The sequence below is a fragment of the Actinomadura geliboluensis genome, from assembly GCF_005889745.1.
In the GTDB taxonomy this organism is placed as follows: domain Bacteria; phylum Actinomycetota; class Actinomycetes; order Streptosporangiales; family Streptosporangiaceae; genus Spirillospora; species Spirillospora geliboluensis.
Map to the genome: position 1 here is coordinate 1 of NZ_VCKZ01000259.1, position 13,800 is coordinate 13,800.

15 protein-coding genes are annotated in these 13,800 nt (G+C 74.6%); 9 read left to right on the forward strand and 6 right to left on the reverse strand.

The window, feature by feature from the left end:
* Positions 1–134: 134 nt before the first annotated feature.
* Together ETD96_RS29090 and ETD96_RS29095 are read left to right on the forward strand one after the other, a co-directional pair.
* Positions 135–1,625 (forward strand): CoA-acylating methylmalonate-semialdehyde dehydrogenase, encoded by a 1,491-nt coding sequence (locus ETD96_RS29090; RefSeq protein ID WP_138639687.1) that lies wholly within the window; start codon positions 135–137, stop codon positions 1,623–1,625.
* 107 nt (positions 1,626–1,732) lie between these two features.
* On the forward strand, positions 1,733–3,049 hold the full coding sequence (locus ETD96_RS29095; RefSeq protein WP_171069285.1) for an alkaline phosphatase PhoX: 1,317 nt from the start codon (positions 1,733–1,735) through the stop codon (positions 3,047–3,049).
* A 39-nt stretch (positions 3,050–3,088) separates the two neighbouring features.
* Here ETD96_RS29095 and ETD96_RS29100 read toward each other — a convergent pair whose 3' ends face one another.
* Positions 3,089–3,406: a hypothetical protein gene (locus ETD96_RS29100; RefSeq protein WP_138639689.1), complete on the reverse strand. Its 318-nt coding sequence runs from the start codon at positions 3,404–3,406 to the stop codon at positions 3,089–3,091.
* 69 nt (positions 3,407–3,475) lie between these two features.
* On the opposite strand from ETD96_RS29100, the gene ETD96_RS29105 reads away from it, so the two are divergent.
* From ETD96_RS29105 to ETD96_RS29115, 3 genes are read left to right on the forward strand one after another with little or no spacing between them, the layout of a single operon-like run.
* Positions 3,476–3,913 (forward strand): hypothetical protein, encoded by a 438-nt coding sequence (locus tag ETD96_RS29105; RefSeq protein ID WP_138639690.1) that lies wholly within the window; start codon positions 3,476–3,478, stop codon positions 3,911–3,913.
* Positions 3,910–4,338: an SRPBCC family protein gene (locus ETD96_RS29110; RefSeq protein ID WP_138639691.1), complete on the forward strand. Its 429-nt coding sequence runs from the start codon at positions 3,910–3,912 to the stop codon at positions 4,336–4,338. Before ETD96_RS29105 ends, ETD96_RS29110 begins: the two co-directional genes overlap by 4 nt.
* 15 nt (positions 4,339–4,353) lie before the next feature.
* Positions 4,354–4,929, forward strand: coding sequence for a DNA-3-methyladenine glycosylase I (locus ETD96_RS29115; protein ID WP_138639692.1), 576 nt, complete (start codon positions 4,354–4,356; stop codon positions 4,927–4,929).
* 41 nt (positions 4,930–4,970) lie between these two features.
* Here ETD96_RS29115 and ETD96_RS29120 read toward each other — a convergent pair whose 3' ends face one another.
* The 3 genes from ETD96_RS29120 to ETD96_RS46080 all read right to left on the reverse strand — a co-directional run bounded on the left by ETD96_RS29120 (position 4,971) and on the right by ETD96_RS46080 (position 9,190).
* Positions 4,971–7,556 (reverse strand): FtsX-like permease family protein, encoded by a 2,586-nt coding sequence (locus ETD96_RS29120; protein WP_138639693.1) that lies wholly within the window; start codon positions 7,554–7,556, stop codon positions 4,971–4,973.
* Positions 7,557–7,561: 5 nt separating this feature from the next.
* Entirely contained in the window at positions 7,562–8,326 is a 765-nt protein-coding gene (locus ETD96_RS29125) for an ABC transporter ATP-binding protein (RefSeq protein WP_138639694.1), read from the reverse strand.
* Positions 8,327–8,404: 78 nt separating this feature from the next.
* Positions 8,405–9,190, reverse strand: a complete 786-nt coding sequence (locus ETD96_RS46080) for an enoyl-CoA hydratase-related protein (RefSeq protein ID WP_205719505.1) — start codon at positions 9,188–9,190, stop codon at positions 8,405–8,407.
* A gap of 178 nt (positions 9,191–9,368) precedes the next feature.
* Between ETD96_RS46080 and ETD96_RS29140 the strand changes: the two genes are divergently transcribed.
* Positions 9,369–9,536, forward strand: coding sequence for a DUF3117 domain-containing protein (locus tag ETD96_RS29140; protein WP_083946426.1), 168 nt, complete (start codon positions 9,369–9,371; stop codon positions 9,534–9,536).
* Between the two features lie 101 nt (positions 9,537–9,637).
* Complete coding sequence (locus ETD96_RS29145; protein WP_138639697.1) at positions 9,638–11,098, forward strand: leucyl aminopeptidase family protein; 1,461 nt, start codon at positions 9,638–9,640, stop codon at positions 11,096–11,098.
* A 15-nt stretch (positions 11,099–11,113) separates the two neighbouring features.
* Here ETD96_RS29145 and ETD96_RS29150 read toward each other — a convergent pair whose 3' ends face one another.
* Positions 11,114–11,740, reverse strand: a complete 627-nt coding sequence (locus tag ETD96_RS29150) for a hypothetical protein (RefSeq protein WP_240808305.1) — start codon at positions 11,738–11,740, stop codon at positions 11,114–11,116.
* Positions 11,741–11,862: 122 nt separating this feature from the next.
* Complete coding sequence (locus ETD96_RS29155; RefSeq protein WP_138639698.1) at positions 11,863–12,522, reverse strand: O-methyltransferase; 660 nt, start codon at positions 12,520–12,522, stop codon at positions 11,863–11,865.
* A gap of 193 nt (positions 12,523–12,715) precedes the next feature.
* Between ETD96_RS29155 and sigE the strand changes: the two genes are divergently transcribed.
* On the forward strand, positions 12,716–13,447 hold the full coding sequence (gene sigE, locus ETD96_RS29160) for an RNA polymerase sigma factor SigE (RefSeq protein WP_205719506.1): 732 nt from the start codon (positions 12,716–12,718) through the stop codon (positions 13,445–13,447).
* Positions 13,448–13,511: 64 nt separating this feature from the next.
* Positions 13,512–13,800 (forward strand): anti-sigma factor family protein (locus ETD96_RS29165; protein ID WP_171069286.1); only part of this gene is annotated, 289 nt, incomplete at its 3' end.

The window sequence follows — 13,800 nt, forward strand, 5'->3', positions numbered from 1 at the left end:
GGCCAGGGCGTCCAGGGCGACGAGGCGGCCATTCCTTTCAAGCCACAACAGCGGCAAACAACCATCAGCCACACCCCGTCGCCCTGGGCATCCAGAGCGACTCACTCCAGACAAAACGATCTTAGGGAACCCCCATGCGCTCGATTCAGCACCGGATCGGCGGTGTCCCGGTCGGCGGGAGCACCGCGGCGCCCGTGCACGACCCCGCGACCGGGCAGCAGACCGGAGAGGTCGTGCTGGGCCGCCGGGCCGAGGTGGACGCCGCCGTCGGCGCCGCCGCCCGCGCCTTCGCGACGTGGCGGGAGGTGTCCCTCACCCGGCGGGCGCGGATCATGTTCGCGCTGCGCGACCTGCTGGAGCGGCACGAGGACGAGCTGGCCCGGCTGATCACCGCCGAGCACGGCAAGGTGCTGGACGACGCCCGCGGCGAGGTCGTGCGGGGCCGCGAGGTCGTCGAGTTCGCGTGCGGGATCCCGCAGCTGCTCAAGGGCGAGTACTCCGACCAGGTGTCGACCGGCGTGGACGCGTTCTCGTTCCGGGAGCCGCTCGGCGTGTGCGCGGGCATCGTCCCGTTCAACTTCCCGGTCATGGTGCCGCTGTGGATGCACCCGATCGCGATCGCCTGCGGGAACGCGTTCGTGCTGAAGCCGAGCGAGCGCGTCCCGTCCGCGTCGAACCTGGTCGCCGAGCTGTACGCCGAGGCGGGCCTGCCGGACGGGGTGTTCAACGTGCTGCACGGCGACGCCGAGACCGCCGACGCGCTCATCGCGCACCCGGGCGTCGCGGCGGTGTCGTTCGTCGGGTCCACGCCCGTCGCCCGGCACGTGCACGAGGCGGCGAGCGCCGCCGGCAAGCGCGTGCAGGCCCTCGGCGGCGCCAAGAACCACGCGGTCGTGCTGCCCGACGCCGACCTCGACCTCGCCGCCGACCAGATCACCGCGGCGGCCTACGGGTCCGCCGGGCAGCGCTGCATGGCGATCTCGGTGGCGGTCGCCGTCGGGGACGCCGCCGACCCGCTGATCGAGCGGCTCGCCGACCGGGCCCGCGCGATCACGGTCGGGCCGGGCGCCGACCCGGCCAGCGAGATGGGCCCGCTGATCAGCGCGGCGGCGCGGGAGCGGGTCGGCGGGCGCGTCGCGGACGCCGAGCGCGCCGGCGCCAAGCTCGTCGTCGACGGCCGCGACCTGCCCGGCCCCGGCTTCTTCGTCGGCCCCTGCCTGCTGGACGGCGTCACCACCGACATGCCCGCCTACACCGAGGAGATCTTCGGGCCGGTGCTGGCCGTGCTGCGCGCCGAGACGCTGGACGAGGCGGTCGCGCTGGTCAACGCCAACCCCTACGGCAACGGCACGGCCGTGTTCACCTCGTCCGGCGCGGCGGCGCGGCGGTTCCAGCGGTCGGTGCACGTCGGGATGATCGGGATCAACGTCCCCGTCCCGGTGCCGATGGCGTTCTACTCCTTCGGCGGCTGGAAGGCGTCGCTGTTCGGCGACACCCACGTCCACGGGCCCGAGGGCGTCCGGTTCTACACCCGGGCGAAGGCCGTCACGTCCCGCTGGCCCGAGCCGTCCGCGCCCTCCGGGCCGTCCGAAACCGCCTCCATGGCCTTTCCCACGGCGCGCTGACCCAGAGATTGTCCTGGGGTTTTGCCGGGCGGCCGGTGCTCGTTCACCGGCGGTTCAGGGACGGCGACCAGGCTCCCGCGTGATCCCCTTACGTGAAGGAGTCCCCCATGTCCGTGACCCGTCGCGGAGTCGTCAAGGGCGGCGCGGCCGGCGCGCTGTCCATCGCCCTCGCCGGAAGCCTGGAGGGAATCTTCCAGACCTCCGCGGGCGCCGACACCGGTGAGGCGTTCGGCTACGGCCCGCTCATCCCCGACCCCAAGGGCGTCCTGGACCTGCCCAGGGGCTTCCAGTACAAGGAGCTGTCGGTGGAAGGCGACCCCATCTCCGAGGGCGTCGTCGTTCCCGGCCACCACGACGGGATGGCCACCTTCCCCGGCAGCCGGCACGGCCGCACCCGGCTGGTGCGCAACCACGAGCAGGGCACCAACGGCACCCGCGCGGTCGGCCGCCCCGAGCTGACCTACGACCCGGCCGTCAACGGCGGCACCACCACCCTGGAGGTCGACAGCCGCGGCAACCTGCTGTCGCAGTACGTCAGCCTCGCCGGGACGGCGGTCAACTGCGCCGGCGGCCGCACCCCGTGGGGCACCTGGCTGACCTGCGAGGAGACCGAGGGCGTCAAGGGCGAGACCAAGAGCCACGGCTGGGTGTTCGAGGTCGACCCGGACGGCCGCCGCACCGAGCCCGTCCCGCTGACCGGCCTCGGCCGGTTCGCGCACGAGGCCGTCGCCGTCGACCCGCACACCCTCACCGCCTACCTCACCGAGGACGCGTCCGGGCCGTTCGGGCTGTTCTACCGGTTCCGGCCCCGCGCCCACCACGGCGGCTACCACGCCTACATGCGGGGCGGGAAGCTGGAGGCGATGAACGTCCGCGGCGTCGAGGACCTGTCCCTCGTCACCGAGCCCGGCACCCGGCTGCGCGTCGAGTGGCTGGACGTCCCGGACCCGTCGGCGAAGCAGACGTCCGTCCGCAAGCAGTTCGACACGGTCACCCGCAGCCAGAAGCTCGAAGGCTGCTGGTGGGGCCACGGCAAGGCGTACTTCGTCGCCAGCTTCTCCAACACCGAGGACGGCGCCGCGGGCGACCACGCCGGGCAGGTCTGGACCTACGACCCGCGCCACAACACGATCGAGCTCCAGCTGATCTTCAAGCCGGGCGGCCGGTTCGACGGGCCCGACAACATCACCGTCTCCCCGTACGGCGGCGGCGTGATCCTGGCCGAGGACGGCGACGGCGAGCAGTACCTCGTCGGCACCACCCGCAAGAACAAGCCGTTCGCGATGGCGCGCAACGCCCTCAACGGAAGCGAGTTCACCGGCGTCACGTTCTCCCCGGACGGCCGCACCCTGTTCGCCAACCGCCAGTCGGACCCGGGCGCGACCTACGCCATCACCGGCCCCTGGCACCGCCTCCGCGGCTAGCCGGGCCGGGCCGCGGCCGCCGGGGCCGGGCAGCCGAAGTCAGGCGAGGCCCCGGCGGGCCACCGCCGGAGGCCGGGTGCCCTCGATGGACGCCACCATGTCCAGCACCTGGCGCATCCCGTCCGCCTGGGACTCCGGCACCCGGAACCACACCGCACCCAGCCACGCGTAGACGGACGCGGCGGCGAGCAGCCCGGGATCGGGCTCCCGCGCGTCCGTCTCCAGCGTGACGAGCACGGCGCCCCCGGAGGCGGCGAGCCGCTCCACCCGGCTCGCGGGGGGCGCCGTACCCGCGTCCACGGCACCGTCCGGAACCGGTGCGTCCGGTGGAAGGACCGTCCGCCGTTGCATGCTCATGCCGCCAAGCGTGGCACGATCGGAGTCCGGGGATCGTCCTTCACAGGGACGCAGGCAGATCGGAGCGTGATGGTCACCGTGGTGCTCGTCCTGGCCGGCCTGGCCGTGCTGGGCGCCGTCGTCGTGCTCGCCATGGGGCGGGGCGGCGAGCTCGCCGAGACCCATCCGGACTACGCGCCGCTCAGGCTGGACGTCGAGGGGCGCCCGATCCTCCCGTCCGGCGCCCGGATCAGGTTTCCGGCGACGATCTGGGGCTACCAGATGCAGGTGACGGACGAGGCCGTCCACCGCCTCACCGAGGCCCTGCGCGAGCGCGACGCCCGCGTGGCCGACCTCGAACGCCAGCTCCACGACCTGCGCAGGCGTGCCGGCGACGACACACCGCCGATCGGCGCGCTGCACGGCCTGGAGGAGCCCGCCGAGCAGGTCGTGCTCCGCAAGGAGACCGCGCCCGCCGAGAAGCAGACCGTGCCCGCCGAGGACGAACCGGGGGAGGAGCACCGATGAGCGAAGTCGCCGTCATTGCCGAGGCCGTGTCCGCCGCGCCGCCCGAGCGGGTCTTCGAGATCCTCACCGACTGGCCGCGGCACGCCGAGTGGATGCCGTTCACCAGCGCCGAGGGCGGCACCAAGGCCGGCGACGAGATCAGCGCGCGGACGGGCGTCGGCCCGGTCGGGTTCGTCGACACCATGGTCATCACCGACTGGCAGGACGGCCGGCGCGTCGCCGTCCGGCACACCGGCCGCGTCGTGCGCGGCGAGGCGTGGTTCAAGGTCGTCCCCGAGGGGACGGGCAGCCGCGTCGTCTGGGCGGAGCGCATCGACCTCCCGTTCGGCCCGCTGGGCCGCGCCGGCTGGCTCGTCGCCGGCCCGGTCGTGAAGGCGTTCCTGCGGCTCGGGCTCCGCCGCCTGGCCGTTCTGTCGGAGGCGTGAGGTAGAACGGGGCGCGTGAGCACCGCGATCATCGGCGAGGACGGGCGGGGACGCTGCCCGTGGGGGCTGTCGACGCCCGACTACATCGCCTACCACGACGACGAGTGGGGCCGTCCCGTCCGCGACGACCAGGGTCTTTACGAGCGGCTCTGCCTGGAGGCGTTCCAGTCGGGCCTGTCGTGGCTGACGATCCTGCGCAAGCGCGAGAACTTCCGCGCCGCGTTCTGCGGCTTCGACCCGGAGAAGGTCGCCGGGTTCGGCCCGGACGACGTCGAGCGCCTGATGGGCGACGCCTCCATCGTCCGGAACCGGGCGAAGATCGAGGCGGCGGTCGGCAACGCCCGCGCCGCCCTCGAGCTGCCCGGCGGCCTCGCCGCGACCGCCTGGCGGCACGCCGACCCGGCCTCCCCGGCCTACACCGACACCGCCGAGGTCCCCGCCTTCACCGACGCCTCGAAGGCGCTCTCCAAGGAGCTGAAGAAGCACGGCTTCCGCTTCGTCGGCCCCACCACCGCCTACGCCCTGATGCAGGCGTGCGGCCTCGTCGACGACCACCTCACCGGCTGCCACCGGCACGGCGCCTACCGGTAGCCGCCGCCTACCGGTAGACCGCCGCGCCGGCGTCCGGCCCGCTACTCCGACTTGGCCGCCTCCAGCAGCGGGACCTCGGCGGCCCGCCGGGCCGGGAGCGCCGACGTCGCCAGGGCGACCGCCGCCGCGCCCGCGATGACCAGCGGGAACAGCCACCACGGCGGGTTCGGCGCCAGGAACGAGCTGCCCGTCGCGACGTACATCAGGAACACGCTGCCGAGCGCCGTCCCGATGCCGAGGAGCCCGCCGAGCAGCACGACGGTCGCGGCCTCCCAGCGGACGATCGCCCTGATCTGCGCGACCGTCGCGCCGACGGCGCCGAGCAGCCCGAACTCGCGGGTCCGCTCGCCGACGCTCATCGAGACGGTCGTCGCCATCCCGAACAGGGCGAGGACGAGCGCCATCCCGATGAACCCGTAGATGACCGTCAGCCCGCTGGTCATCGCGCCCTTGGCCAGGTTCACGTAGGCGCCCTTGCCGAGGACCTCGACGCCGGGCGTGTCGGCGAACGCGCGGGCGAGGTCCCGCTCGGAGCCGCCCCGCGTGAGGACGACCTGCGCGGGCGCGTCCGGGTCGAGCCGGTCCATGGTCGCCGCCGACACCAGCGCCTGGTCGGCGAACAGGTGCGACGGGTCGTGGTAGGCGGCGGCGACCGTCAGCGGCACGCGGCCCTGCGCCCCGCGCACGACGATCCGCTGCCCCTTCTTGATCTTCTGGCCCTTCATCACCGTGGAGGTGAGGGCGATCTCGCCGTCCCCGAGCCGGGGCAGCCGCCCGCCGAGCCTCAGCACCTCCGGCAGCGCCTTCTGGTCGGCGCCCGTCACCGCCAGGTAGACCGGCAGCGGCGGCTCCTCCGGCGACGGCCGCCTCGGCGGCGGCGAGACGAGCTTGATCTGCGACGCCGTCAGCGCGGCCGCGGCGGACACGCCGGGCACGGCCGCGGCCTTGGCCGCCGCGTCGCGGGGCAGCGGCGCCTGGCCGCCGGACGTCGCGCCGGTCGCGGCGATCGCGTGCTCGGCGCGCATCACCTGCTCGCCGGTCTCGGCGAACCGCGCGTCCACCGACAGCACGGTCAGCGCGGTCGCGCCGACCAGCGCCACGCCCAGCATCAGCGACGACGCCGCCGACGACACCCGGCGCGGGCTGCGGGTGATGGTGGCGCGGGCGAGGCGCCCGGCCTCGCCGCTGACGGCCGTCCCGATCCGGCCGACCAGGCCGCCGAGCGGGCCGACGAAGAACGGGGCGAGGACGGCGAGCGCCGCGACCGTCGTCATGCAGCCCAGCAGGACCATGACGCAGACGCCGATGGTGCGCTCCGGCCCCGGCGGCTCCTCGTACCTGATCCCGAAGACGCCGCCGAAGAAGATCCACGCACACGCGAAGATGGCGAGCGCGCCGATCACCCGCCCCCGGCGGCGGCCGGGCGTGTCGGTGCTCGCCGCGCGCAGCGCCTGCATGGGGGAGACGCGGGCCGCGCGCCGCGCGGCCCGCCACGCCGCGAGCTGGGTGACGACGATCCCGGCCACGGCCGGCACGGCCAGCGCGAGCCAGCCGAACTGCACGTCCGCGGCGGAGATGTCGAAGCCGTCGTCGGCGAACAGCCGGGTGAGCAGCGCCGACACCGGGTAGCCGAGCACCACGCCGCCCGCCGACCCGACCAGGCCGAGCGCCAGGGCCTCCCACCGGATCAGCCGCTTGATCTGGCGGGGCGTCGCGCCGATCGCGCTGAGCAGCGCCAGCCGCCGCGTCCGCTGCCGCACCAGCGTGCCGAAGGTGTTCGCCACGACGAACAGCCCGACGAACACGGCGACGGACGAGACCATGCCGATGGCGCCGCCGATCGACGCGCCCGCCGACTGCAGGTCGGCCGACTGGGCGTTCCGCACGGCCGCGGCGGTGCGGACGGTGACGTCCTGCCCGAGGGCGCGGGCCAGCTCCCCGCGGAGCTTCGCCGGCGCGACGCCCGGCGCGGCCTTCACCCACACGCCCTGCCAGGTCCCGGCCGGGAGGCCCGCCGCCGCCTGGACGGTCGCGGGCGGCGCCAGCAGCAGGTCACCGCTGGCGACGGAGCTGTGGTCCTGCACGGTGACGATCCCGACGAGCTTCAGGGTGCGGCTCTGCTTCGGCAGCAGCACCCGGACCGGGTCGCCCACATCGAGCTTCCCGGCCCGCGCCACGTGCCGGGTCACGGCGATCTCGCCGTCCGCGGCGGGCGCCCGGCCCGACTCCAGGTGGTACGGGTTGAGGCGCTCGTCGGACGTCCACGGCCGCAGCGTCATCCCGGCCCCGGCGGGCGGCAGGATCGCCTTGCCGCCGGACCCGTGCGCGGTCACGGGGACCATCGCGTCCCCGGCGGCCGCAGCGACGCCCGGACGTCCCGAGACCGCGCTCAGCGCGACCTGGCCGTCCGGCCTCGCGTACGGGTCGTCGGTGTCCACCGACCCGCCGAGGACGAGCACGTCGGAGCGGGCGTACTCGCTGGCGTCGCTGCCCGACACCGCCTCCTGCGCCCGCAGCGTGAACTGCAGCGACCCCGCGATCAGCCCGATCGAGAACGCCGCCGCCAGCAGCGTGGCGGCCATCCGCATCCAGCCCTCGGCGAAGGAGCGGCGCGCGATCAGCCACATGGCGCTCAGCCCTCCATCCGGCGCATCACGTCGTGCACCTGGTCGATGGTGGGGGAGTGCAGCTCGCGCACGATCATGCCGTCCGCGAGGAACAGCACCCGGTCGGCGTGCGCGGCGGCTCCGGGGTCGTGCGTCACCATGATCACCGTCTGGCCGTAGGCGTCCACCGCGCGGCGCAGGAACCCCAGCACCTCGGCGCCCGACCGGGAGTCGAGGTTGCCGGTCGGCTCGTCGGCGAACAGCACCTCCGGCCGGGTCAGCAGCGCCCGCGCCACCGCGACCCGCTGCTGCTGCCCGCCCGACAGCTCGCTCGGCCGGTGCGCGAGGCGCCCGCGCAGCCCCAGCGCGTCCACGATCGTGTCGAACCACTCCCGGTCGGCGCGCCGGTTCCCGAGCCGCCCGGTCAGCCGGATGTTCTCCTCCGCCGTCAGCATCGGCAGCAGGTTGAACGACTGGAACACGAACCCGAGCCGGTCGCGGCGCAGCTTCGTCAGCCGGGTCCGCGACAGCTTCGTGATGTCCACGTCGCCGATCAGCACCGCGCCGGAGGTGACCGTGTCGAGCCCGGCCAGGCAGTGCAGGAACGTCGACTTGCCGGAGCCGGACGGCCCCATGATCGCGGTGAACCGGCCGCGCGGGAACGCCGCCGAGACGCCGCGCAGCGCGGTCACCGCGTGCTCGCCCGTCCCGTAGGACTTGACGAGGTCGCGGGCCACGGCGACATGGTCGTGGAGCTGCCCGGCAGGGGGTGCGGCGGATGTCTGGGTCATGCCCTCAAGACAACCGCCGGCACCCCCTCGGGCACATTGGCGGAGCCTCCCCACTCCATGCGGGGGAAGGCCCTACCTTCAGCGGCCCTCGAACCCCGGCTGCTGCTTCTTCAGGAACGCCTCGGTCGCGTTGCGGTGGTCGGCGGTCTCGGCGCACTCGTCCTGCAGTTCCGCCTCCCGCTCCAGCGCGGACGCCAGATCGTGGGTCGCCGCGTGGTCGAGGGCCGCCTTCACGGCGCCGTAGGCGACCGTCGGCCCGGCCGCGAGCCGCCGGGCCAGCTCCACCGCCGCCGGGGCCAGCTCTTCCGCCGGGACGACCCGGTTCACCAGGCCCAGCTCCAGCGCCTGCTCGGCCTTCACCGGCTCGCCGAGCAGCAGCAGCTCGGCCGCCTTCGCGCGGCCGACGAGGCGCTGCAGCGTCCACGACATGCCGCTGTCGGGCGCCAGCCCGATCCCGGTGAACGCGGTCGCGAAGCGGGCCTTGTCGGACGCGACGACCAGGTCGCAGGCGAACGCCAGCGACGCGCCCGCGCCCGCCGCGACGCCGTTCACCGCCGCCACCACGGGCTTGCGCATCCCGGCCAGCGCCAGCACGATCGGGTTGTAGTGCTTGCGGACGGTGCCGTCCAGCCCCTTCCCGGCGGCGAGGTTGTCGGCGTGCTCCCGCAGGTCCTGCCCCGCGCAGAAGGCCCGTCCCGCGCCGGTGAGCACCACCGCGCGGGCCGCCTGGTCGGCGGCGGCGCGCACCACCGTCGCGCGCAGCAGCTCCTTCATCTCGGCCGTCAGCGAGTTCATCCCGTCGGGGCGGTTGAGTGTGATCGTCCCCACACCGTCGGTCACGTCGTACAGCACGGTCTCAGACATCGGCGTCCTCCCGGTTCTCCCGCAGATCTTCCCATCTTCCGATCTGGAGGCTGATCGTTACCACTTCGCGCCCGGAAGACGAGATAATGGACCACTACTGATGACGCGGATGCGACACGCGGCCACGCGGCCAACGGTGTGCGAGGCCGCGGCCCTGACGCAGGAAGGGGAAGCACGCATGGCGGCGATGAAGCCGCGGACGGGAGACGGTCCGCTCGAAGTGACCAAGGAGGGACGCGGAATCGTCATGCGGGTCCCCCTCGAAGGCGGGGGCCGCCTCGTGGTCGAGCTCTCCGCCGACGAGGCCAAGGAGCTCGGCGAGGCGCTCAAGGGCGTCGTGGGCTGACGGCACACCGCTCCCGGCCTTTCTGGTGACGGTCCCGGCGACGCCGCCGGGGCCCTTGCCATTTCCGCACGCGAACGTCCAGATCAGGGGGGACCAGCACCATGCCCATCGAGACCCGCGTCCAGGGCGCCGGCGGCACCGTGTCGCGGACGGCGGCCGACCTCGGCGCCGAGGTGGTGGCGGTACCGGTCCTGAAGGGCCCGGTCGCGCCCGCGGCGGAGGTCGCCGGGTCGCTGCCCTTCACGCTGGACGAGCTGCTCGCGCTGCACCGGGCCAAGGGCGAGCCGGGCGAGATCACCGCGACCCAGGTCCGCATCGGGGACCAGGTCCGGGAGCTGCTGCTGTACGGGGTGGGCGACGCGGCCCCGGCCGACCTGCGCAGGGCCGGCGCCGCGCTGGCCCGCCGCGGCAAGGGCCGCGCGGCGCTCGTCGCCGGCGTGCCGGCCGGCGACCTCGCCGCGTTCGTCGAGGGCGCGCTGCTCGCGTCCTACGAGTTCAAGATCGGCGCTCCGCCCGCCAAGAAGGCGCTCGGCACCCTCGCCGTGCTGACCGAGGCCGGGCCGGCGGCCGACGCCCCGGCCATCGAGCGCGGCACCGCGCGGGCGCGGGCGACCGCGCTGGCCCGCGACCTCGCCAACACCCCGGCCTCCGAAAAGGACCCGTCCTGGCTCGCGGCGCGGGCCGAGCAGGCCGCCGCTGAGGCGGGCCTCACCGTCCGGGTCCGCGGCGAGAAGGAGCTGGCCGAGGGCGGCTTCGGCGGGCTGCTCGCCGTCGGCTCCGGGTCCGCCCGCCCGCCCCGGCTGATCGAGCTCTCCTACGTGCCCGACGGGCCCGCCGACCGGCACATCGTGCTCGTCGGCAAGGGCATCACGTTCGACAGCGGCGGCCTGTCGCTGAAGCCGAACGAGGGCATGAAGACGATGAAGACCGACATGGCCGGCGGCGCCGCGGTCATCGCCGTCATGAGCGCGCTGCGCGGCCTCGGCGTCCGCGCCCGCGTCACCGGCCTGGTCGCGGCGGCGGAGAACATGCCGTCCGGGTCGTCGATGCGCCCCGGCGACGTGATCACCCATTTCGGCGGCACGACCTCCGAGATGCTGAACGCCGACGCCGAGGGCCGGCTCGTCCTCGCCGACGCGCTCGCCTACGCCGACGCCGAGCTCGCCCCCGACGCCGTCGTGGACGTCGCGACCCTGACCGGCGCCGCGAAGGTCGCGCTCGGGCTGCGGCACGCGGCGCTGTTCGCCACCGACGACGACCTCGCCGCCGCGCTCACCCGGGCCGGGACGGCGGCGGGCGAGCCGCTGTGGCGGCTGCCGCTGACGGCCGACTACCGCGCCGCGATCGACTCCGACCTCGCCGACGTCGCCAACATCGGGCGCGGCGGCCACGGCGCCGGCGCCACCACTGCCGCGCTGTTCCTGCGCGAGTTCGCGGGCGAGCGCCCCTGGGCGCACCTCGACATCGCCGGCCCGGGCCGCGCCACCGCCGACGACGCCGAGATCACCCGCGGCGCGACCGGCTACGGCGTCCGGCTGCTGCTCGACTGGCTGACCGCCTGAGCGGCGGGCCGCCGGTCACTTCGTCCGGCGGTCCACCACCGGGACGCGGCGCCGCCGCCGGGCCTCCTTGACGATCTCGGGGAGCGTCGCGTCCCAGCCCGCCTCCACCGGGAAGCACCACGGCGCGGCCGCCGCCGTCGCCGGGACGTCCCGCATCGTCAGCGCCACCAGGCCCGGCCGCTCCGACGTGCGCGCCAGTTCGACCAGCTCCGCGGTCGGCAGGAACACCACGTAGTCCTGCTCGCCCCGCCGGGTGCCGGGCACGCCGCGGCGCAGCGCCGCGATCGCGGCGACCTCGTCCCACGGCAGCGACCGCCCGGCCGAGCGCGGCAGCGGCCAGCGCGCCGGGCGCCGCACCGCGTCGCCGTCCAGCTCCAGCACGGGACGGCGCGCCAGCATCGCGCCCGCCGACACGAGCAGGCCCGCCCCGAACAGGGCGATCCCCGTCGCGCCGAGCACCATGAAGGTGACGCTGGCCACGCTCGTCCCGCGCACCGCGCCGCCCGTGACGAACGCCACGGACGCCGCGAACAGGATCCCGAACGCCACCAGCTGCCAGACCCCGCGCCACGTCACCCGATCGCGCACCGAGAACAGCTCGCGCGTCTCGGCGGTCTCCACGGCCTGATCGTCTGCGGCCATCGGTGTGTCCTTTCAGGGGGGAGGACCAGCCTGCCGTGTCATTGTCCGGGGGCGCCCCTCAGACCCCCGATGGGGGGCCGACCGCTGTCTTCGCTCCGCTGGAGCTCCGCTCCGGGCGGCGGTCAGCCGCGCTTCACCGCGCAGAGGAGGCCGTCGCCGACCGGGACCAGCAGGGGGACGAGGCGCTCGTCCTCGCGGATCATCCGGTGCACCTCGCGGATCGCCTCGGTGTCGGGGTCGCGGACGGCGGAGTCGGCGACCCGGTCGTGCCACAGCGCGTTGTCGAACGCGACCACGCCGCCGGGGCGGAGCAGGCGCAGCGCGTCCGTCAGGTACTCGGGGTACTCCCGCTTGTCGGCGTCGCAGAACACCATGTCGTAGGCGCCGTCGGTGAGCCGGGGCAGCACCTCCAGCGCCGGGCCCGTGATCATCCGGGTGCGGAAGCCGGACAGCCCCGCCTCGCGGTAGGCGATCTTCGCGAGCCGCTGGTTCTCGGGCTCGATGTCCACGCTCGTCAGCACCGCGTCCTTGGGCATCCCGCGCATCAGCCAGACGCCGGAGACCCCGCAGCCGGAGCCGACCTCGACGACCGTCCGGGCGCCGAGCAGGGTCGCGAGGAAGCGCAGCGCCGCGCCGCCGGCCGGGCCGATCGGCGCCGCGCCGACCTCCGCCCCGCGCCGCCGGGCGGCACGGAGCGGTTCGTCTTCGGGGAGGAAATCCTCCACGTAGGCCCGGGTGGCCTGAATGGCGTCGATGGCTGCCTCCTCGCGGGACCCCCGCATGCCTCATGCTGGAAAGACCATATCGTTGACAGGGAACCGACTGGAGTTTCCGCGCGTTGTAACGAGTGAAAGCAGAAGCACGCAGTAAGTCACGAGCACTCAGCAGTTGGTTCAGCAACCGCCCCAGCCCAGGCGAGACCGTGCCGTTCCAAGGCGAGAACCTTGGCTCACGAGAGAGGAACAGCCCGGCACCATGGGAGTCGCAGCACTCAGTTTCAGAAGCGCTGTGGGGGTCGGCGCCAGGCAGGGGCTTGGGACCGCCGCTCGCACTCGAGAGAACGCCCCCGAGGCCGAGTGGGCGCCGCCGTCCTGGGACGAGGTCGTCCGCGAGCACTCGGCGCGGGTCTACCGGCTCGCCTACCGGCTGACCGGCAACCAGCACGACGCCGAGGACCTCACCCAGGAGGTCTTCGTCCGCGTGTTCCGGTCGCTGTCGAACTACACGCCGGGAACGTTCGAGGGCTGGCTGCACCGCATCACCACGAACCTGTTCCTCGACATGGCGCGGCGCCGCCAGCGCATCCGCTTCGAGGGGCTCGCCGACGACGCCGCCGAGCGCCTCCAGGGCCGCGAACCGACCCCGGCGCAGGCGTTCGACGACACCAACTTCGACGCCGACGTCCAGGCCGCCCTCGACGCGCTGGCCCCCGAGTACCGCGCGGCCGTGGTGCTGTGCGACATCGAGGGGCTGTCCTACGAGGAGATCTCGGCCACGCTCGGCGTCAAGCTCGGGACCGTCCGCAGCCGCATCCACCGGGGGCGGGCGCAACTGCGCGCCGCGCTGGAGCACCGGGCGCCGACGCGGCGCCGGCCCGGCACGCGGAACGACTACCAGGCGGCGGCCGAGGCGCGCACCGCCGTGGCCGACGCGGCGCCGGGGGGCGCGCACGCGGCGGTCGTGCCACCACTGCCGGACGGGGCGTAAAGCCGTACTTATCGCGCGCGGGGCGGGACCGCGCGCCTGATCGAACGGAATCGACGGAGGCGGCGTGAGTTGTCTGGGGGAGCGTCTGACCGCTCTGGTCGACGAGGAGCTGGGGCATGAGGAGCGCGACCGCGTCCTCTCCCACCTCGCGGGATGCGCCCAGTGCCGGGACGAGGTCGCCGAGCTGCGCAAGGTCAAGCGGCGGCTCCGGGGGCTGTCCGCCGACCCCGCCGCGGACGGCGCCGACGACCTGCCGACCCCCGACTTCCTGAACCGGCTGCGCGCCATGCCGGCGTCCGCCGTACCGCCCGCGGGCGGCCCGCCCGCCGAACCGCCGGGGCGGCCCGCCGCCG

Coding starts and splice junctions, on each gene's coding strand:
- ETD96_RS29090 (WP_138639687.1), top strand. CDS start 135: ATGCGCTCGATTCAGCACCGGATCGGCGGTGTCCCGGTCGGCGGGAGC.
- ETD96_RS29095 (WP_171069285.1), top strand. CDS start 1,733: ATGTCCGTGACCCGTCGCGGAGTCGTCAAGGGCGGCGCGGCCGGCGCG.
- ETD96_RS29100 (WP_138639689.1), bottom strand. CDS start 3,406: ATGAGCATGCAACGGCGGACGGTCCTTCCACCGGACGCACCGGTTCCG.
- ETD96_RS29105 (WP_138639690.1), top strand. CDS start 3,476: ATGGTCACCGTGGTGCTCGTCCTGGCCGGCCTGGCCGTGCTGGGCGCC.
- ETD96_RS29110 (WP_138639691.1), top strand. CDS start 3,910: ATGAGCGAAGTCGCCGTCATTGCCGAGGCCGTGTCCGCCGCGCCGCCC.
- ETD96_RS29120 (WP_138639693.1), bottom strand. CDS start 7,556: ATGTGGCTGATCGCGCGCCGCTCCTTCGCCGAGGGCTGGATGCGGATG.
- ETD96_RS29125 (WP_138639694.1), bottom strand. CDS start 8,326: ATGACCCAGACATCCGCCGCACCCCCTGCCGGGCAGCTCCACGACCAT.
- ETD96_RS46080 (WP_205719505.1), bottom strand. CDS start 9,190: ATGTCTGAGACCGTGCTGTACGACGTGACCGACGGTGTGGGGACGATC.
- ETD96_RS29140 (WP_083946426.1), top strand. CDS start 9,369: ATGGCGGCGATGAAGCCGCGGACGGGAGACGGTCCGCTCGAAGTGACC.
- ETD96_RS29145 (WP_138639697.1), top strand. CDS start 9,638: ATGCCCATCGAGACCCGCGTCCAGGGCGCCGGCGGCACCGTGTCGCGG.
- ETD96_RS29150 (WP_240808305.1), bottom strand. CDS start 11,740: ATGGCCGCAGACGATCAGGCCGTGGAGACCGCCGAGACGCGCGAGCTG.
- ETD96_RS29155 (WP_138639698.1), bottom strand. CDS start 12,522: ATGCGGGGGTCCCGCGAGGAGGCAGCCATCGACGCCATTCAGGCCACC.
- sigE (WP_205719506.1), top strand. CDS start 12,716: ATGGGAGTCGCAGCACTCAGTTTCAGAAGCGCTGTGGGGGTCGGCGCC.